Origin of the sequence: Vreelandella vilamensis (genome assembly GCF_031451755.1) — a bacterium.
Classification (GTDB): Bacteria; Pseudomonadota; Gammaproteobacteria; order Pseudomonadales; family Halomonadaceae; genus Vreelandella; species Vreelandella vilamensis.
The window spans coordinates 1-17,727 of record NZ_JARWAN010000021.1 but is presented as its reverse complement, the minus strand read 5'-3'; the positions used below and the strand labels follow the sequence as shown (position 1 = coordinate 17,727).

17 protein-coding genes are annotated in these 17,727 nt (G+C 58.4%); 11 read left to right on the top strand and 6 right to left on the bottom strand.

All coding sequences use genetic code 11. The features are described 5' to 3' along the window. Nucleotides 1-121: 121 nt before the first annotated feature. Nucleotides 122-787 (bottom strand): N-acetylmuramate alpha-1-phosphate uridylyltransferase MurU, encoded by a 666-nt coding sequence (gene murU, locus QC823_RS12400; protein ID WP_309656664.1) that lies wholly within the window; start codon nucleotides 785-787, stop codon nucleotides 122-124. Next, complete coding sequence (locus QC823_RS12395) at nucleotides 784-1,809, bottom strand: aminoglycoside phosphotransferase family protein (RefSeq protein ID WP_309656663.1); 1,026 nt, start codon at nucleotides 1,807-1,809, stop codon at nucleotides 784-786. Before QC823_RS12395 ends, murU begins: the two co-directional genes overlap by 4 nt. A gap of 70 nt (nucleotides 1,810-1,879) precedes the next feature. Between QC823_RS12395 and QC823_RS12390 the strand changes: the two genes are divergently transcribed. Genes QC823_RS12390 through QC823_RS12360 form a run of 7 tightly spaced genes read left to right on the top strand, consistent with a single transcriptional unit; the run spans nucleotide 1,880 to nucleotide 9,668 of the window. After that, nucleotides 1,880-4,327, top strand: a complete 2,448-nt coding sequence (locus tag QC823_RS12390; RefSeq protein WP_309656662.1) for an LPS-assembly protein LptD — start codon at nucleotides 1,880-1,882, stop codon at nucleotides 4,325-4,327. A gap of 44 nt (nucleotides 4,328-4,371) precedes the next feature. Beyond that, on the top strand, nucleotides 4,372-5,397 hold the full coding sequence (locus QC823_RS12385; protein WP_309656661.1) for a peptidylprolyl isomerase: 1,026 nt from the start codon (nucleotides 4,372-4,374) through the stop codon (nucleotides 5,395-5,397). Next, nucleotides 5,397-6,473, top strand: a complete 1,077-nt coding sequence (pdxA, locus tag QC823_RS12380; RefSeq protein WP_309656660.1) for a 4-hydroxythreonine-4-phosphate dehydrogenase PdxA — start codon at nucleotides 5,397-5,399, stop codon at nucleotides 6,471-6,473. The genes QC823_RS12385 and pdxA overlap by 1 nt, the downstream gene beginning before the upstream one ends. Nucleotides 6,474-6,490: 17 nt before the next feature. Continuing rightward, a complete protein-coding gene (gene rsmA, locus QC823_RS12375) occupies nucleotides 6,491-7,306 on the top strand; it encodes a 16S rRNA (adenine(1518)-N(6)/adenine(1519)-N(6))-dimethyltransferase RsmA (RefSeq protein WP_309656659.1) in 816 nt (271 codons plus the stop codon). Further along, on the top strand, nucleotides 7,303-7,680 hold the full coding sequence (gene apaG / locus QC823_RS12370; RefSeq protein WP_309656658.1) for a Co2+/Mg2+ efflux protein ApaG: 378 nt from the start codon (nucleotides 7,303-7,305) through the stop codon (nucleotides 7,678-7,680). The genes rsmA and apaG overlap by 4 nt, the downstream gene beginning before the upstream one ends. A 33-nt stretch (nucleotides 7,681-7,713) precedes the next feature. After that, on the top strand, nucleotides 7,714-8,529 hold the full coding sequence (locus tag QC823_RS12365; protein ID WP_309656657.1) for a symmetrical bis(5'-nucleosyl)-tetraphosphatase: 816 nt from the start codon (nucleotides 7,714-7,716) through the stop codon (nucleotides 8,527-8,529). Next, nucleotides 8,526-9,668: a tRNA nucleotidyltransferase/poly(A) polymerase-related protein gene (locus QC823_RS12360; protein ID WP_309656656.1), complete on the top strand. Its 1,143-nt coding sequence runs from the start codon at nucleotides 8,526-8,528 to the stop codon at nucleotides 9,666-9,668. The genes QC823_RS12365 and QC823_RS12360 overlap by 4 nt, the downstream gene beginning before the upstream one ends. Before the next feature lie 11 nt (nucleotides 9,669-9,679). Here the strand turns inward: QC823_RS12360 and folK are convergent, their stop codons facing one another. Both folK and folB read right to left on the bottom strand, forming a co-directional pair. Next, nucleotides 9,680-10,225: a 2-amino-4-hydroxy-6-hydroxymethyldihydropteridine diphosphokinase gene (gene folK, locus QC823_RS12355; RefSeq protein WP_309656655.1), complete on the bottom strand. Its 546-nt coding sequence runs from the start codon at nucleotides 10,223-10,225 to the stop codon at nucleotides 9,680-9,682. Then, on the bottom strand, nucleotides 10,225-10,593 hold the full coding sequence (gene folB / locus QC823_RS12350; protein WP_309656654.1) for a dihydroneopterin aldolase: 369 nt from the start codon (nucleotides 10,591-10,593) through the stop codon (nucleotides 10,225-10,227). Before folB ends, folK begins: the two co-directional genes overlap by 1 nt. 112 nt (nucleotides 10,594-10,705) lie before the next feature. Here folB and plsY point away from each other — a divergent pair, with 112 nt between their 5' ends. Continuing rightward, the gene (gene plsY / locus QC823_RS12345; RefSeq protein ID WP_309656653.1) at nucleotides 10,706-11,281 is read left to right on the top strand and encodes a glycerol-3-phosphate 1-O-acyltransferase PlsY; all 576 of its coding nucleotides are present in this window, start codon (nucleotides 10,706-10,708) and stop codon (nucleotides 11,279-11,281) included. Here plsY and tsaD read toward each other — a convergent pair. Beyond that, entirely contained in the window at nucleotides 11,265-12,329 is a 1,065-nt protein-coding gene (gene tsaD / locus QC823_RS12340; RefSeq protein WP_309656652.1) for a tRNA (adenosine(37)-N6)-threonylcarbamoyltransferase complex transferase subunit TsaD, read from the bottom strand. The two genes, plsY and tsaD, sit on opposite strands and share 17 nt — an antisense overlap. A 244-nt stretch (nucleotides 12,330-12,573) precedes the next feature. Between tsaD and rpsU the strand changes: the two genes are divergently transcribed. The 3 genes from rpsU (at nucleotide 12,574) to rpoD (ending at nucleotide 16,879) form a co-directional block, all read left to right on the top strand. Continuing rightward, complete coding sequence (gene rpsU, locus QC823_RS12335) at nucleotides 12,574-12,789, top strand: 30S ribosomal protein S21 (protein WP_160419605.1); 216 nt, start codon at nucleotides 12,574-12,576, stop codon at nucleotides 12,787-12,789. 102 nt (nucleotides 12,790-12,891) lie between these two features. Next, nucleotides 12,892-14,736 carry a DNA primase gene (gene dnaG / locus QC823_RS12330; protein WP_309656651.1) on the top strand — a complete coding sequence of 615 codons (1,845 nt, stop codon included), beginning with the start codon at nucleotides 12,892-12,894 and terminating at the stop codon, nucleotides 14,734-14,736. Between the two features lie 292 nt (nucleotides 14,737-15,028). After that, a complete protein-coding gene (gene rpoD, locus QC823_RS12325; protein WP_309656650.1) occupies nucleotides 15,029-16,879 on the top strand; it encodes an RNA polymerase sigma factor RpoD in 1,851 nt (616 codons plus the stop codon). Between the two features lie 103 nt (nucleotides 16,880-16,982). On the opposite strand, the gene QC823_RS12320 is transcribed toward rpoD, so the two are convergent. Then, a complete protein-coding gene (locus QC823_RS12320) occupies nucleotides 16,983-17,399 on the bottom strand; it encodes a hypothetical protein (protein WP_309656649.1) in 417 nt (138 codons plus the stop codon). Between the last annotated feature and the right edge of the window lie 328 nt (nucleotides 17,400-17,727).

Genomic DNA, 17,727 nt, shown 5'->3' with positions numbered 1-17,727 from the left:
AGGTATAAGACATGCAGCATAACATTTAATCGCTTTGGTACGGTTGGCTTTCCCCATGGCGGTGAGCGTAGCTTGGTTGACAGTGGCTTCGTTCATAGTGACTTGGTTAACAGTGGCGTGGCTAAACGCTATCGCGAAGCGCGCGATCAAGCGCTTTGAGCCGTTCGGGTGTGCCCACGTCCACCCATTGGCCGCGAAAGTGCTCGCCGCTGACGCGGTCTGCTGTCATGGCCGCTTTGAGCAGGGGGGCCAATGCAAAGGCGCCGGGTGCATGCCTAGCGACAAGCGTCGGGTCGATCACGCTCACACCCGAGAAGGTGAGCTTAGGCTCCCCAAAGTGGCGAACGCGGCCGCCGCTCAGCGAAAAGTCGCCTTCCGGGTGATGCTCCGGGTTATCCACGAGCATGAGGTGGGCAAGATCCCCGTTTTTGAGTGCAAGTTGGCGTGGTAGCGTCTCGCACCACACATCGCCGTTAACTAGCAAAAAGGGCGTCTCGCCGAGCAGTGACAGCGCCTGTCGAATCCCGCCGCCGGTTTCAAGCGGAGTTTCTTCACGGCTAAAATGCAGGCGTAGCCCGAAGGCTTGGCCATCGCCAAGGGCCTCAATGATCTGCTCGCCGCGGTAGCTAACGTTGATCACGACATCTACAAAGCCGGCGCGCTTTAAGCGCTCCAAGTGATGCACAATCAGTGGTTTTCCGGCCACCGGCAAAAGCGGCTTGGGGCAGGTGTCAGTGAGTGGGCGCATGCGTTTGCCAAGCCCGGCGGCCAGAATCATCGCTTTCATTCGGGCCGCTCCTGAGCATCGAGCGTGGCGAGCTTTTGCATGATCGCCGGGCGCAGCGTTTGCTTGAGCCAATCAGCAAAGTCGGCGTGCTCGGGTAACGCGACAAGGCTGTCTTCCAAATGCACGAGAAAATCGGGCAAGCGTTCGAGATACCCGCGCTTGCCGTCGCGCAGAGTCAAACGGCAGAAAATCCCCAGGACTTTCAGCGAGCGCTGAGCGGCCATGGCGTGGCTTTGACGTAAGAAGGTTGCCTCGTCCGTAGTGCTCGATAACCGGCCATCGTCGCGGGCCTGGCGGTACACCTCGGCCATAAAGCCGTCGAACTCACGCTGAGAAAAGCGCCAGTAGCGCCCACGCAACAGCGAGATCGCATCGTAGCTTATGGGGCCCGCCACGGCGTCTTGGAAATCGATCATGTAAAGCTGACCTTGATGTGGCATCAGGTTCATGGCATCGAAGTCGCGGTGAACGGTGACCACCGGTTGCGAGAGCGCTTGCGCCATTAGCACGGCGCGAAGGGAGGGCCAACTTTCCGGTACCGGTAGGTCAAGCCAGGCACGCAAGTGCCACTCGGGGAACAAATCGAGCTCGCGGCCCAACAGCGCTTCATCAAAGGCGGGCAGTGCCGCCGGGTTGGCGCGGTTTTGCAGCGCACCGACCAAGGCAAGCGCGTCACGCGTGTGGGCCAACACGGCATCCGTGTCGGTAAAAAACGTTTGCAGCGGTGTTTCACCCAGATCATCCAGCAACAAAAAGCCGGCATCCAGGTCGGCGGCGTGAACGCGCGGTACCGGCAGCCCCGCCGCTCGCCACTGCCGCGCAATGGTGACAAACGGCGTGGAGTCTTCTTGGTCGGGCGGGGCATCCATCACCACCTGCGTTTCGCCGCTTGGCAGCGTGAGGCGAAAATAGCGCCGAAAACTCGCGTCACCGCCGGCGGGCGCGATAGATATGTCGCGAGGTGAAAGGTCGTGTTGAGTTGCAGCCCAAGTCAAAAGGGCGTTTATCCGGGATGATGACATGCAAGCTCCTGGCTAGTCGGGCATGATGCGAGCTGTATAATACCGATTCTCGATGCCAAGGATAACGAACATGGGCAAGCGATTTTTGCGTACCGCGCCGCTAACGCTCGCTGGCAGCTTGCTTGTGGGTGTCTCAAACGCCGCGATTGGCCAGAGCGAGCCGTTGCCAGCCACGGCGCTGGACTGGCAAGCCTGGGAGCAAGACGAAGCCGTGAACCGGGTATGTCGCGGGCGTTACGTGATGCCTGGCTACCGGCTTCCCGCGAGCAGTGACCCGCGTGAGCTGCAGATAGAAACCAACGAATCCGATTACGCGGCGGACGGCGAAGCGATGTTGCGCGGTGATGTTGTTTTGCGCCGTGGCGACACAGAGCTTGAAGCCGAGTCCCTTTATGTGCCGGCCAGCCGAGAACGGGTCGATGCCGAAGGGGCGTTTGCGCTTCGCGATGGTCGTGCACTCCTGCGCGGGTCTGAAGCGACGATGTCGCTGGTGGATGACCGTGGCAGCGTCAGTAACAGCCATTACGTGCTTTACGAAGAGCGTGTGCGCGGCCAAGCGGAGCGCTTAGAGCAAGTGGGCGAAGCGCAATACCGTCTGCGGGAAGCCAGCTTTACCACCTGCGAACCTGGCGAGAATACCTGGGAGTTAATCAGTGGTGATATTCACTTAGACCAAGCCAGCGGCTTTGGCACCGCGCGCCACGCGCGTTTGGAAATTCACGACGTGCCGGTGTTTTACTGGCCATGGCTGCGTTTTCCTATCGATGACCGTCGCCATACCGGTTTGCTTTCGCCGACGATCGGTTTTTCCAGCGACCAACTCGACTACACCCAGCCTTTCTACTGGAATATCGCTCCTAATCGCGATGCCACCATCACGCCGCGCTGGATTAGCGACCGGGGCCTGCTGCTTGGCGGCGAGTATCGCTACCTGATGGAGCGCCATGGCCGCGGTCGCCTTGAAGGGGCGTGGCTGAATAGCGATAACGGCGGCTCCGGCGGTGATGAAGGGCGCTACCAAGGCGAAAACCGCTGGTATGTTGACGCCCAGCATGCAGGTCGCGTGACTGCCCGCAGCGATTATCAACTGCGTTACGGCGCGGCCAGTGACGGGCGCTATTTTAATGATTTTGGCAGCGAGTTCGGCTCTAGCGACCGTTATGGCCTGGAGCGCTTAGCTCAGGTGGATTACCAGGGCGAGCGCTGGCGCTTGGATGCGCGCGCCCAAGGTTATCAACGCTTGGACGATCCTTTAAGCGACAGCGATAAACCTTTCTACCGCTTGCCCAGCGTGAGCGCCCAGGCGCGCTGGCAGCAGGAAAATGGCTTTTATCGTGAGTGGAGCAGCAACGCCACTTATTTCTGGCGCGACGTGGACGAAATGCTGGTGCCCGAACGCGAAGCCGCGATCGGTGGCCGGTTGCACCTAGCGCCTGTGCTGGGATGGCGCGTTGAGCGCCCGTGGGGCTATTGGGAACCACGAACCGAACTTTGGCACACCGCCTACGCGCTGGACTACGGTAACCGCGAAACGACGCTGGATAGATCGCCTGATCGTAGCGTCGCGATCAGCTCCCTCGATGGCGGGCTTGTTTTTGAACGCGAGCTGGATCTTGGCGAGCGCGACTACCGCCAGACGCTAGAGCCGCGTGTGAACTATGCGTTTGTCCCGCGCACTAATCAGGTGGATTTGCCTGAGTTTGATAGCCGCGAACGCGCTTTTTCTTGGGAGCAGCTGTGGTCGGCCAAGCGCTTTTCCGGCACCGACCGGGTGGGCGATTTAAACCGCCTGTCGCTGGGCGTGCAATCACGGCTTTTGGAGGACGAGTCGGGCCATGAGAAAGTGCGTGTTGGCGTTGGGCAAAGCCTCTATTTTGCCGATCGCCGCGTGGGGATCGACGGCGATGACAATTCCCTGCCCGAGCGCGTCAGCGCCAACAACGACGTCAATCCGGAAAGCTATTATCAGGCTACCCGTGATCGCTCGCCTTGGGTGACACGTCTTGATTGGCAGATTAACGACCGTTGGAGCACTGGCGCCGAGTGGCTTTACGATGACCAGCGCGAGTTGACCGAACGCTCAAGCGTTGATCTTGCCTACCGTCACCCGCGCGGGCACGTGGCGAACCTTGGCTACCGCTGGGAGATCGAAGGGTTTGATCCGAGCCTTGTGCCGGGCGATGACAGCTATCGTAACTATTCAAGAGAAGAGTGGGACCTGTCACTTGCGTGGAAGGCAAGCCCGCGGATTGATTTGATTGGCCGTTACCTGCACGATCAAACCAATGATCGCCCCCTGGAGCAGCTTTTTGGCGTGCAATGGAACGACTGCTGCTATGGACTCCAACTCGTGTGGCGCCAGTGGCTGGATGACAACGATACCGCCCGCGTCGAGGATGATTTTAACGACCGCGGTCTGTTCTTACGGTTTGTTTTTCGTGGCCTAGGTGGGGTAGGCCAAGAGGCAGATAGCTATTTTGAACGCACCATTCCCGGCTATCAGCCGACATCGCTTTAGGCGTTGGCAGGCGATGAGTCAGGGACATTAAAAGAGACGTTTTCATGATATTGAGAAAGATGTTGTTAGGTCGCGCTAAATATCGCGCGTTCAGTAGTGCGTTAGTGCTTTGCATGAGCGCTGGTGTCGGCCTGACGTCCGCCTCGGTTGAGGCGCAATCGCAACCGTTTGGCGAGCGTCAAGTAATTGACCGTATCGTGGCGGTGGTGAACGACGGCGCGATTATGCAAAGTGAGCTCGAAAATCGCCTTGATCGCGTTGTCAGCCAGATGGAAACGCAAGGTAATACGCCGCCCCCGCGCGCGCAGCTTGAAGAGCAAGTGCTCGAGCGCATGGTGGTAGAGGAAATTCAGCTGCAAATGGCGCGTGATGCTAATTTAAGCGTTGACGACACTGAGCTTAATCGCCAAGTGCGCAGCATCGCCGAGTCTAACGGCATGTCGCTTGAAGCCTTTGCCGACCGTCTTGAAGAGGACGGCATGAGTCTTGCTCAAGTGCGCGAAGACGTGCGCCGTGAGCTTCTTATGCGTCAAGTGCAACAGCGTCAAATCGGGCAGCGGGTTTCGGTCAGCGAGCGCGATGTTCAGCGCTTTTTAAGCCAGCAGCCCTCCACGTCGGGTGACACCTCGGTCATCGAAGAGACCCGTGCCCGTCATATTCTGGTGGAGCTTAACCCCACGCGTAATGAAGAGCAGGCCCGCGAGCGCGCCGAGCAAGCGCGCGAGCGTCTCATGCAAGGCGAAGACTTCGCTACTGTGGCGCGCGAAATGAGCGACGACAGTGGTAGTGCGCTCAACGGTGGCTCACTCGGCTGGGTACGTCCGGGGCAAACCGTGCCGGCGTTTGAGGAGGCAATGCGCGAGCTCTCGCCTAATCAAGTCTCGGCACCGGTGCGTTCGCAGTTTGGCTATCACGTGATCGAAGTGTTGGAGCGTCGCCGTGAAGACGTCACCGACGAGGCTCGCCGCGAGCAGGTGCGCCAAGCGATTTTTCAGCGTCGCGCCAATGAAGAAATGAGTACCTGGGAGCGGGAAATTCGCTCGCAGGCGTTTGTGGAGATTCGTCTCTAATGCCATCGCAAGAGGCAGCGTCAACGCCCTTGCCGGTGGTGATTACCACCGGTGAGCCAGCGGGCATCGGCCCGGAGTTAACGCTGATGCTCGCCGAGCGTGACGCGCTGCCGCCGCACAGCGTCGCCGTGGGGGATATCACCCTGCTGGCGGAGCGCGCCAAGGCACTGGGGCTTCGGGTAGAGACGGTGGCGTGCCAGCCGGGCGAGCCGCTGCCGGAAGGGCCGGGTGTCCTGCCCGTTTGGCCGGTGGCGCTAAACGCGCCGTGCTTGCCGGGGGTGCTGAACCCCGCTAACGCCGCTTATGTGATCGCGACGCTTGCACTGGCTGTGCGCGCGTGCCAAAACGGCCATGCCGCCGCGATCACCACCGCGCCGCTGCATAAGGGGGTGATTATCGACGGCGGCTTTGCCAGCTTTACCGGGCATACCGAATGGCTGCGCGACGCGTGCGGCGTCGATGAAGTGGTGATGATGCTGGCCACCGACAGCGCCTTGCATGCTCAAGCGCCGGGTTGGCTGGGGGCGGCGGATTTGCGCGTAGCACTGGTCACCACGCACTTGCCGCTGCGCGCCGTGGCCGATGCCATCACGCCCGAGCGCCTTACCCGTATTAGCCACATACTCGCGTCGGATTTGTCCCGGCAGTTTGGTATTCCTAAGCCGCGTATCGCCGTGTGCGGGTTAAACCCCCACGCCGGCGAGGACGGCCACCTTGGCCGTGAAGAGTTAGAGATTATCTCTCCCACCCTTGAGGCGCTGCGCGCACAGGGGTTGGATATTCGCGGCCCCTATCCAGCGGATACGCTTTTCACCCCGCGCCATCTCGCCGAGGTAGATGCGGTACTGGCGATGTATCACGACCAAGGTTTGGCGGTACTCAAGTATGCCGGTTTCGGCAACGCCGCCAATATCACCTTGGGGCTGCCGCTGGTGCGCACCTCGGTGGATCACGGTACCGCGCTTGATCTTGCCGGCACCGGCAAGGCCTCACCGGCAAGTCTTGGCGTGGCGATTCGGCTGGCGCGTCGTCTCGCCGACCAGCGCGCCGCCACCGGTACGACTTCTCATCTTTGACCCAGGAATTTCGCTTCATGTCTCACGTGCCGCAACACCGCGCTCGCAAACGTTTTGGGCAGAACTTTCTTCGCGATCTCGGCATTATCGGGCGCATTATTCGTGCCATCGGCCCGCGCGACGGCGACCGTCTGGTTGAGATTGGCCCTGGCCAGGGTGCGCTGACTGACCCGCTTTTAGAGGCAACGGGAAAGCTTGAAGTGATCGAGCTCGACCGCGACTTGATTCCAGGGCTCAGGGTGCAGTTTTTTAACTACCCCGATTTTGTGATCCATGAAGGCGATGCACTGACATTTGATTTTCAAGCGCTTAAAGGCGACGGCCCGCCGCTGCGCGTGGTGGGGAATTTGCCCTACAACATCTCCACCCCGCTGATAGTGCATTTGTTAGAGGCCGAAGACGCGGTGGCGGACATGCACTTCATGCTGCAAAAAGAGGTGGTCGAGCGCTTGGCGGCCGAGCCGGGCGGCCCCGACTGGGGGCGGCTTTCGGTAATGGCGCAATACTATTGCCAGGTCGAGAAGCTTTTTATCGTGCCGCCGGAAGCCTTTGTGCCGCGCCCGAAAGTGGATTCGGCGATCGTGCGCTTAACCCCTCATGCAATGCTCCCCCATATCGCCGAGGATACGCCGCTATTGTTTTCGCTGGTGAAGCAAGCCTTTGGTCAGCGGCGCAAAACCCTGCGCAATAACCTCAAAGGCCGCGTTGATGCCGATACGCTGGAAGCGCTCGGTATTGATCCCGCTCGCCGTCCGCAAACGCTGACGGTGGAGGAGTTTGTGCGCATTGCTAACCGCGTCGCCACGGACGACTCAGGAGGGAATGAAACGTGAGCGAATTACCCATTCACGTTGCGATCACCGTGGACTACAGCGCCCAGGAGTCCAGCGTCGCAGAAGCGCGCCATGTGTTCAGCTACCGCGTCACGATTGAAAACAACAGCCCGCACAGCGTTCAGTTACTCGCGCGCTACTGGAAAATCACCCAAGGCAGCGGCGCCTGCCAGGAGGTGCGCGGCAAGGGGGTGGTAGGGCAGCAGCCGCTGATTGGCCCGGGGCAGCGTTTTCGCTACACCAGCCGGGCGATTTTGCAAACGCCCGTGGGCACCATGGAAGGCGCGTATACGCTGCTCGATACCTCAACGCAGCGTGCCTTTGACGTGCCTGTCGCGCCTTTTCGTCTCGCGGCCCCGCTGGCGATTCACTAACCTCGCTTCACCCAGCAACTTAGGGAGTATTCAATGAGCACCTACGTGATCGGCGATCTACACGGCTGCCATAAAGAGTTCGTCGCGCTGCTGGAAACGCTCGCCTTCAACCCCGACCGCGACCGGCTATGGCTGGTGGGCGATCTGGTCAATCGCGGCCCCGGCTCGCTTGAATGTTTGCGCGAAGCCCGTGCGCTGGGCGCACGCTGCGTGCTGGGTAATCACGACTTTCATCTGTTGGTAGCGGCACGCGGCGGTGGCAAGCTGCGCAAAAACGATACGCTCGAAGACATTCTCAACGCCCCAGACCGCGACGCGCTGCTGGATTGGCTGCAGCAGCAGCCGCTCACCATGCGCGAAGATGACACACTCATGGTGCATGCGGGCATTTTGCCGTCCTGGTCGTTGACGCACGCGCAAGCGCTCGATGAAGAGGTACAGGCCGCGCTGCAAGGTCATCAGGCAGGCGCTTTTTTGCGCGATCTGTTTGGTGATCAGCCTGACCGTTGGCGGGATGATCTGGAAGGGATGGATCGTTTGCGCTGTATCGTTAACGTGATGGCGCGGATGCGTTTTATCAGTGCCAATGAGCAACTGGATTTCGCCGCCAAGCAGGGGCTTGATAGTGCGCCTGAAGGGTTTGCACCGTGGTTTCAGTACCCGCGCGATGATAAAGCGCGGCTGCTGTTTGGCCACTGGGCGGCACTTTCAGGCGAGACGCCAGCGGCCGCAATCGATGTGCACGCACTGGATACCGGCTGCGCTTGGGGTGGGGCGTTGACCGCGATGACGCTGGAAACCGGCGCGCTAACCACAATGCCAAGCCAGCGGACAGGGCGCACGCGATGAGCACCCCGCACAAGCCAGATCCAAGGCAAGACCCGCGATTAGAAGGGCTTGAGGTTTACCGTGTCGGTGGGGCGGTGCGCGATGCGCTGCTGGGTTGGCCGGTTTACGACAACGATTGGGTGGTGGTCGGTGCAACACCAAAGGCGATGCACAAGCGTGGCTTCAAGCCGGTGGGGCGCGACTTCCCGGTGTTTTTGCACCCCGAAACCGCCGAGGAGTATGCCCTGGCGCGTACCGAACGCAAGGCGGGGCATGGTTACAGCGGCTTTGAAGTCCACGCAAGTCCGGATGTCACGCTGGAAGAGGATTTACAGCGCCGCGATTTGACCATCAACGCCATGGCTGAGGCGCCAAACGGCGACATCATCGACCCCTATGACGGCCTTGACGACCTTAACGCACGCCAACTGCGCCACATCTCCAGCGCGTTTAGCGAAGATCCGCTTCGCGTACTGCGCACCGCGCGCTTTTTGGCCCGCTACGCCGAGCGTGGCTTTCGTATCGCGGATGAAACCCAAGCGTTAATGGCGCAGGTGAGCGAGAGCGGCGAACTTGAGCACTTGGCCGCCGAGCGCGTTTGGGTCGAAAGCGAAAAAGCGCTCGGTGAACCCGTACCAGAGGCGTACTTTCAAGCGCTGAAGGCGTGCGGAGCGCTAGCGGTGTGGTTCCCCGAACTTAACGGCAAGGCCTTTAATGATGGGGTGGCGGCCATGAAAAAGGCGCCCACGGGCGGTGCGAGCCAGGCCCACTGGCGCTACGCGCGATTGGTATCGCCGCTTGACGACAACCAGCGCGAGGCGCTTGCCGCGCGGCTTAAACTGCCCAAGGCGGTCGCGCGACTGGCGGCCCACAGCGCGCTGACGCAGCGTTTTCTAGCGGGTGCGTTAACGCCTGACGCCACACTTCACTGGCTGGCGCGGCTAGACGGCTGGCGCAGGCCCGAGCAAGTGGAAATCCAGTTGGCGTTGGTGGAAGTACTCTTGCCATCAAAAGAAGTCGTACTGCGTCAAGCGTGGCGAGAGGCCGCTGCCGTTAGCCCCAAAGCGCTGGTAGACGCAGGCTATCAAGGCGCCGAGATTGGCAAGGCGCTGGGTCGCGAACGCTTGGCCGCCATTGAGGGGGTATTGTCGAAGGTTTAGTGGGCGAAGGTTTAGCGGGCGGCGGCGAGTGAAAGTGGGGTGTCAGCCTGAGAAATCAAGCGCCCGCGCCAGGTGAAGTCCACCGGCCAGAGCCGTTGTGCGCCGGGATCAAAATGCTGCCACAAGGTGGCGTAAGACGTGCCACAAACCGGGTGTGCCTCGTGGGGCAAAAGCTCCGCGAGCGGTTGCAATACAAAAGCGTTGCGGGTGATTTCATCGCGGGGAAGCGTCACGCCCTCGACCACGCCGCAGCGTGTGCCGACGGTCAGCAGGTCGATATCCAGTGCGCGTGGGCTAAACTTGGGTGTGTCTGGACGACGGCCGTGTTTTGCTTCCAAGCGTTTGGCCCAGGCTTGCAGTTCACCCGGTGAGGCGTCGCTTTCAAACGCCACTACCAGGTTGTAAAAGTTGCGGTTGTCGTCAAAGCCAACCGGCTCACTCTCAAAGACGCGTGAGATATCAAGGGTGCCAAAGCGAGCCGTTAAGGCATCCAAACAGAGGTGAATATGGCGGACGGGATCGATATTGCTGCCCAGGCTGACGGTCACTTGTTGCATCACACGGTCTCTTTCGGCAGGGTGCCGCGGCGGATGGTCAGCCCGACGCTGTGCGCGTTGGGCACCGCGCCTGGTTTGCGCACCGTTAGCTCAAGCCAAGTGAGAGGGAATTCATGGCGTAGCGTATCGGCCAAGCGCTCAGCAAAGGTTTCGATCAGCGCAAACTGGTGTTCACGGGCAAAATACTGAATGCGCTGGCAGATCGCGGCATAATCCAGGGTGAAGCGTAAATCGTCGCTGGCAGCTGCCGGACGAATATCGGTCGCCATCATTAGATCCAGGCTGAGCGACTGTAAAATGGTGCGCTCCCACTCATATACGCCGATTACGGTGTCGACGCCGAGCGCTTCGATAAAGATGCGATCCATAAACCTTCCCCTGCGATAGGCCAAGAATTGTACTTGAGGCGGCCGGGAAACGACAGTCGCCCGCTGGCAAAATCTGCATGCAAAGGGCAGGAATCAATAAAGGGGACGCGCCATGGTGTGGATCATAGTGGGCTACCTCAGTGGCAGTTGGCTGTCATCATTGAGTGTTTGCCGGCTGGCCGGTATGGCAGATCCACGTGAGCGCGGGTCTTGTAACCCAGGGTTCTCTAATGTTTTGCGCCTTTATGGGCCGAAACTTGCCGGCCTCACGCTGCTATTGGATGCCGCCAAGGGCATGCCGGCGGTGCTCGGAGCAAAAGCCTTGGGCTACCCGGTATGGCTGCAAGGGTTGGTTGGGCTTGCGGTATTGCTTGGTCACAGTTATCCGCTTTGGCACCGTTTTCGCGGTGGCAAAGCGGTGGCGAGCGCTTTTGGCGTGCTGCTGATATTGACCCCCGGCGTTGCGCTGATCAGTGCAGCGGTATGGGCGCTTAGCGCATGGCAGCTGAGAACGGCCGCGATAGCCTCCCTGCTCAGTGCGCTAGCCGCGCCGCTTACGTGTATCTGGCTTGATCCGGCGTATGTCCCAGTGGTGGGGGCGTTTAGCCTGATGGTGTTGGCGCGTCACTGGGCTAATCTACGGCGTCTTCGGCGCGGGGACGAAGCGCGCTTTAAACATCGGCGCTGAGGGCGCTAGTGGGCGCGCTCAGCTGATCCAGCGGCCAGCGTGGCGTGGCCTGCATGTGCCCGGTTGTGTCGCGCTCGCCGGCGGCCAATCGCTGCGCGCCGACATACGCAATCATGGCGCCGTTGTCGGTGCAAAAGCGCCCGCGCGGATAGTAGGCGCGGGCGTTGCGTTTTTTACACTCGACGGCCAGCCGCTCGCGCAGGCGCGTGTTGGCGCTGACACCACCGGCCATGACGATACGCTTAAGGCCGGTTTGATCCAGCGCGCGGCGGCACTTGATCACCAACGTGTCGACTACCGCTTCTTCAAAAGCGCGGGCGACGTCAGCGCGGGCTTGTTCGTCAAGGGCGTGAGTTTTTTCTAGTTCGCGAATCGCGGTCAGCGTATGGGTTTTTAAGCCGGAGAAACTGAAATCAAGCCCTGGGCGGTCGGTCATCGGGCGAGGAAAGCGAAACCGTTTGGGGTCGCCTTGTTCCGCCAGGCGGGCGACATGCGGGCCGCCAGGATAGGGTAAGCCGAGCATTTTGGCGGCTTTATCGAAGGCTTCGCCGGCGGCGTCGTCGACCGATTCCCCCAGCAGCTGGTAGCGGCCGATTCCTTCTACTGCCACCAGTTGAGTGTGTCCGCCGGAGACCAAAAGCGCGACAAACGGAAACGCAGGCGGTTCGCTTTCCAGCATTGGCGCGAGCAAATGGCCTTCCATGTGATGCACGCCGAGCACCGGGATATTCAGCGCGCGTGCCATGCCGTGCGCAGTGGCCGCGCCCACCATTAGCGCGCCCACAAGACCTGGCCCGGCGGTGTAGGCGATGCCATCAAGGTCTTGGCGCGTTAAGTGAGCCTCGCTTAAGACCTGCTCCACCAGCGGTAAAAGCTTGCGCGTATGATCGCGGGAGGCGAGCTCCGGCACGACGCCGCCATATTCGGCGTGCATGGTGATTTGGCTATATAGTGCATCGGCAAGGAGTCCATCACCGCCCGAGTAAGCGGTGTCATAGATGGCAACGCCGGTTTCATCGCAGGACGTTTCGATGCCCAGTACGCGCATAATGAAGCTCCCAGAGCGTGATTATCAATCATCAAAAAAGCGATTTTAGCAGCTTGCAGCGCTTTTGTGCGTCGGGCTGCGTGTAAAATTGGCCGCAATGGTTTGCAAAGCAGTCGCACGACTACTAGAATATCGTGCGCTGTAAACAGGGTCGTACACGCTAGGCGTTAATACGCTTTCCATACTGGATTTATCGTGTACGTACTATCCGAACTCAAGATTCCTTAAGGTAGGTGAGTGCTTAATGCCTTCTGTAAAAGTACGTGATAACGAGCCGTTTGACGTCGCCCTGCGTCGCTTCAAGCGTTCTTGCGAAAAAGCCGGCGTTCTGTCTGAAGTACGTCGTCGTGAGAATTATGAAAAGCCGACTGCAGAGCGCAAGCGCAAAGCGGCAGCTGCCGTAAAACGTCACGCGAAGAAGATTCAGCGTGAACAAAAGCGCTTCGAACGTCTCTATTGATCCGTACCGGAAGAGCCTTGTGTAAGTGGTTCTTCTAGAAGGATGCCAAGCGGCTGCCCACGGGTAGCCGCTTGTTTTTCGTATTGGTGAGGCTTTTCCTGTATGGCCGGCCAGATTCCCCAAACGTTTATTGATGACCTGCTTGGCCGCGTCGATGTGGTCGAGGTGGTGGGTGAGCGCGTTCAACTCAAAAAGTCTGGACGTAACTACTCAGGTCTTTGTCCTTTTCATCAAGAGAAAACGCCATCGTTTACGGTGAGTGCCGACAAGCAGTTTTATCATTGCTTTGGTTGTGGGGCTCACGGCAATGCGCTGCGTTTTTTGATGGAGTACGACAAGCTACCTTTCCCTGAAGCGGTTGAGCAGCTTGCTGGCCGTATGGGGATAGAGGTGCCCCGTGAGGGCGCAGACGACCCGCGCGAGCGCGAACGCGAGCAAAAGCGCAAGCAAGGCGTTAACCTTTTAGAATTAGCCGCGAGCTTCTATCGTGAAAGGTTAGTTATGCAAGAAGGGCAAGCCGCCCAGCACTATTTGGCGGAGCGAGGTCTATCGCCTGAGGTGATCAAGACCTACGGTGTCGGTTACGCCCCGGCAGGTTGGGAGTCTCTCAAGCAGCACCTTAGCGAGCGTGGTGTGAGTGAGGCGGTGCAGGTGGAATATGGCCTGCTGATCCACCGTGAGGACACCGGGCGCAGCTACGATCGTTTTCGCGACCGCGTCATGTTTCCGATCCGCGATTTGCGCGGGCGAACGATTGCCTTTGGTGGGCGGGTACTTGGTGACGGTAAGCCGAAGTACTTAAACTCTCCGGAGACGCCGGTGTTTCATAAAGGCCGTGAGCTTTATGGCCTTTATGAAGCGCGCCAATCACCGGAGAAGCTTGAGCAGCTGGTGATGGTGGAGGGCTATATGGATGTGGTGGCGCTTGCGCAATTCGGCATCCGCAACGCGGTCGCGACGCTGGGGACCGCCACCACCGAGGATCATCTTAAGCGGCTGTTTCGTTTGGTCAGCCGCGTGGTGTTCTGTTTTGACGGCGACCGTGCCGGGCGTCAAGCGGCAAGCCGCGCGTTAGAGACGGCCTTGCCGCAAATGATCGATGGCCGCGAGGCGCGTTTTCTGTTTCTGCCCGAAGGCGATGACCCCGACGATCTGGTGCGCCGGGAGGGCGCCCAGGAGTTCAAGGACCGTGTCACTTGCGCCATGCCGCTTTCGGAGTTTCTGTTTGAGCAGGCGTCGCAAGGGCGTGACTTGAGCAGTGTCGAAGGGCGTGAGCGTTTTGCCAATCATGTGTTGACGGCATTGAACCAAGTGCCGGAAGGCATGCTCAAATCGCTATTATTGGAAGAGTTGGCGAAACGCAGCGGCTTACGTGAGGCGCAGCTGGAAGCCTTGCTGGAAAAGCGTGCGGCCAAAACGTCTGCCATGTCTGGCGGAGCGAAGGAGCAGTCGCAGGCGAGTGAGTTTGCTCAAGAGGAGGCGATAGCGCCAGAACCTGTTGGGTATGATGCGCCTAGACGTACGGGCGTACTCTCGCCGGTGGCGCGGGTGTTGCAGTTGCTGCTTCACGAGCCGCGTTTGGTTGAGGCGGTAGACGAGCCATTGGATTGGCTGCCAGATAGTGCTGACGGCAACTTGTGTCGCGAGTTAATTGCGTTGCTTAAAGCGGGGCGTTATCGCAGCCCGCAAGTGCTATTAGCGCACTTTCAGGGTAGCCAGCAAGGCCAAACGCTGGCAGAACTTGCTCGGCGTGAGCTTTTGATTCCGAAGGCCGCTAGAGAGGAAGAGTTGAAAGGCATGATGGCGCACTTGCAGCAATTGCAACGCAAGCGTTCGCCAGAGCAGGAATACGAGGCATTGATCGCCCATGAGCGCGCCGGGCAAAAACTGGATAACGCGCAGCGGGCGCGCCTTGCCCGTTTAGTGGTCGAGCTCGCCCAGCGCTGACAACTCGCTCGGTGCTGACAAAAAGTCGGAAAACAGAAAGACAGTCGGGAAAAGAAAGACAGTCGGGCAAGCTGGGAAAGAGGTGGCCGGGGTTGAAATTTGGCAACTTACCTCAAGATAGTCACCAGTGACCAAAATTGGCCCAACCAAATAAACTAACACACCTGAATAACCGCGCAAATACGTCAAGCTGGAAAATAACCCACTGCTCACGCTATACTGTTCGGCTGGTTGCACGTAATACGTTCAATGTTTCAGGTGCTTCATTCTTCTTCGTCGAGATAGGGTTTCTATGGCTGGAAATGCGCAGCAGCAGTCACGTCTGAAGGAGTTGATCGCGCGGGGTAAGGAGCAAGGCTTCCTAACTTACGCTGAGGTCAACGACCATCTACCTGAGGATATCGCCGATCCGGATCAAGTGGAAGATATCATCGGCATGATCAACGACATGGGCATTAGCGTCGTTGAAGAAGCGCCTGATGAAGATACCTTGATGATGTCGGATCATTCTACTGATGAGTCCGCTGCCGAAGAGGCGGTGGCGGCGCTGGCAGCGGTAGAAAGCGACGTGGGCCGCACTACCGACCCGGTGCGCATGTACATGCGCGAAATGGGCACGGTCGAGCTTTTGACGCGTGAAGGCGAAATTGAAATCGCCAAGCGTATTGAAGAAGGTACCCGCGAGGTAATGTCTGCGCTGGCCTATTTGCCAGGTGCGGTAAGCTCTATTCTTGATGCCTATGACGCCACGCAAGATGAAGAAGCTCCAGGGCGGCTATCGGATTTGTTCTCTGGCTTTATCGATCCTGATGAAGGTATTCCCGGCGTCGCTGAAGCCGAGGTGCCCGAGCCCGAGCCCGAGGTTGAGGTTGATCACGATGCCGAGGGCGATGACGAGGATGAAGACGACGACTCCACGGCAAATGAGGGTGGTCCCGACCCGGAAGAAGCACGTGCGCGTTTTGAGCAGATTCGCGAGCAAAATGCCGCCGTCAATGCAGCATTTGAAAAGCACGGTCGCCGCAGCCCTGAAGTAAAAGCTGAGCAGACGCGTTTAGCGGAGCTCTTCTCGCCCATTAAGCTCGTGCCCAAGCACTTCGAGCGCTTAGTGGGCCAGATCCGTATCAGTGTTGAGCAAGTGCGCGCGCAAGAAAAGGCGATCATGCAGCTGTGCGTGAAAAAAGCCAAGGTGCCCCGCAAAACGTTTATTAAAGCATTTCCCGGCAATGAATCGCGCAAAGCATGGTTGGATGAGTTTCAAGAAGGCTTTCCCAAGTATGCCGACCGTTTAGAACCGTTACGGGCTGATATTGCGCGTTCGCAGCGCAAAATTGCCTTTGAAGAAAACATGGTGCAGCTCAATGTGGGTGAGCTAAAAGAGGTCAACCGCAAGCTCTCTATTGGTGAGGCGAAAGCACGCCGCGCTAAAAAGGAAATGGTTGAGGCTAACCTGCGCTTGGTCATCTCGATTGCCAAGAAGTACACCAACCGTGGTCTACAATTTTTGGATCTGATTCAAGAAGGCAATATCGGGTTGATGAAGGCCGTGGACAAGTTTGAATACCGCCGTGGCTATAAGTTTTCGACCTATGCGACGTGGTGGATTCGTCAAGCAATTACCCGCTCAATTGCCGACCAAGCACGCACCATCCGTATTCCGGTCCACATGATTGAGACAATCAACAAGCTCAACCGTGTATCGCGTCAGATGCTTCAAGAAATGGGCCGCGAGCCGACGCCGGAAGAGCTTGGCGAGCGTTTGGAAATGCCGGAAGACAAAGTACGCAAGGTGTTGAAGATCGCTAAAGAACCGATCTCAATGGAGACCCCCATTGGCGACGACGATGACTCTCATTTAGGGGATTTCATTGAAGACAGCACGATGCTGCTGCCTGTCGATATGGCCACCGGTGAAGGTCTGATCGAAGCCACGCGCAACGTCCTTGGCGGTCTTACCGCAAGAGAAGCCAAAGTGTTACGGATGCGTTTTGGGATCGACATGAACACCGACCATACGCTGGAAGAAGTGGGTAAACAGTTTGATGTCACGCGTGAGCGAATCCGTCAGATTGAAGCGAAGGCACTGCGAAAGCTTCGCCACCCGAGCCGCTCGGAGCCGTTGCGCTCGTTCTTAGACGAGTAGGCGTTAACCCGCGGGTGAAAAAAAGCCAAGTCGAAAAAAAAGCCCCTGCAGCGCTCAATTAGCTGCAGGGGCTTTTTGTTAGGTGCTGGGTTAGGTAGTGGCGTTAAGCGCTGGCCTGTCGGGCCCGATAAATACGCCGGGCAAGCAAAACGAGTTCCACCATCGCGATCAATATCATGCTGTAACCTAAAAGCTCGACGACTTCTTCGGCCATGTCTTTTACGTCGCGCATGTAATGTTCCTGCATGACGGTTTGCCAGAACGCCTGGCGTCCGAAAAGGCGAGAAAAAATGTATGTAGTCAGTACGCCGGCGGTAAAAAGTCCCAACGAGAGCGTATTGCTATAGCGGGCAAGTTCGGCAAGAAAATGGCGCCGCTGAATCACGACCCACGTAATTGAGGGGATAACGTTCAGCGCAACCAAGACTTTCCAGGTGTTTTCTGCCACGTACGTATCGAGAAAGCGGTCTTGTTCTCGCACCAGAGAAGCGGCAATAAAGGCTAATAACAGCAACGTCACATTGCGCCTCCCAATAAGCGCCTTGGGCTATGATGCCGATCAACAAGGTGTAGATAACGGCGCGAACACAAAGAGAGCGAAAAGCAATGGGCCAAGCGGGGTCTACGTGAGTCTTCGTGACATTCTTGATCGGTAAAACGTCACGCGAAAGCCTCAAGGCTCGCATGATAATGTGGCAAAAAACATACGTGTGCGACTGTTCATTATATCGCGACTTTTTTTGTTAGCACGTCAATATCAATGGTTCGGACAGTTTTAAAGAAAGCCTGATGCTCAGATAATGGGGTCTCTGACAACATCACCACCCGAGCACAGGCTTTCATGGAAA

Bases quoted from the DNA above. Each gene is read 5' to 3' on its own strand.
- QC823_RS12390 (WP_309656662.1), top strand. From the start codon at position 1,880: ATGGGCAAGCGATTTTTGCGTACCGCGCCGCTAACGCTCGCTGGCAGC.
- dnaG (WP_309656651.1), top strand. From the start codon at position 12,892: ATGGCCGGCCAGATTCCCCAAACGTTTATTGATGACCTGCTTGGCCGC.
- rpsU (WP_160419605.1), top strand. From the start codon at position 12,574: ATGCCTTCTGTAAAAGTACGTGATAACGAGCCGTTTGACGTCGCCCTG.
- QC823_RS12385 (WP_309656661.1), top strand. From the start codon at position 4,372: ATGATATTGAGAAAGATGTTGTTAGGTCGCGCTAAATATCGCGCGTTC.
- murU (WP_309656664.1), bottom strand. From the start codon at position 787: ATGAAAGCGATGATTCTGGCCGCCGGGCTTGGCAAACGCATGCGCCCA.
- folB (WP_309656654.1), bottom strand. From the start codon at position 10,593: ATGGATCGCATCTTTATCGAAGCGCTCGGCGTCGACACCGTAATCGGC.
- rpoD (WP_309656650.1), top strand. From the start codon at position 15,029: ATGGCTGGAAATGCGCAGCAGCAGTCACGTCTGAAGGAGTTGATCGCG.
- QC823_RS12360 (WP_309656656.1), top strand. From the start codon at position 8,526: ATGAGCACCCCGCACAAGCCAGATCCAAGGCAAGACCCGCGATTAGAA.
- tsaD (WP_309656652.1), bottom strand. From the start codon at position 12,329: ATGCGCGTACTGGGCATCGAAACGTCCTGCGATGAAACCGGCGTTGCC.
- plsY (WP_309656653.1), top strand. From the start codon at position 10,706: ATGGTGTGGATCATAGTGGGCTACCTCAGTGGCAGTTGGCTGTCATCA.
- QC823_RS12395 (WP_309656663.1), bottom strand. From the start codon at position 1,809: ATGTCATCATCCCGGATAAACGCCCTTTTGACTTGGGCTGCAACTCAA.
- pdxA (WP_309656660.1), top strand. From the start codon at position 5,397: ATGCCATCGCAAGAGGCAGCGTCAACGCCCTTGCCGGTGGTGATTACC.
- folK (WP_309656655.1), bottom strand. From the start codon at position 10,225: ATGCAACAAGTGACCGTCAGCCTGGGCAGCAATATCGATCCCGTCCGC.
- rsmA (WP_309656659.1), top strand. From the start codon at position 6,491: ATGTCTCACGTGCCGCAACACCGCGCTCGCAAACGTTTTGGGCAGAAC.
- QC823_RS12365 (WP_309656657.1), top strand. From the start codon at position 7,714: ATGAGCACCTACGTGATCGGCGATCTACACGGCTGCCATAAAGAGTTC.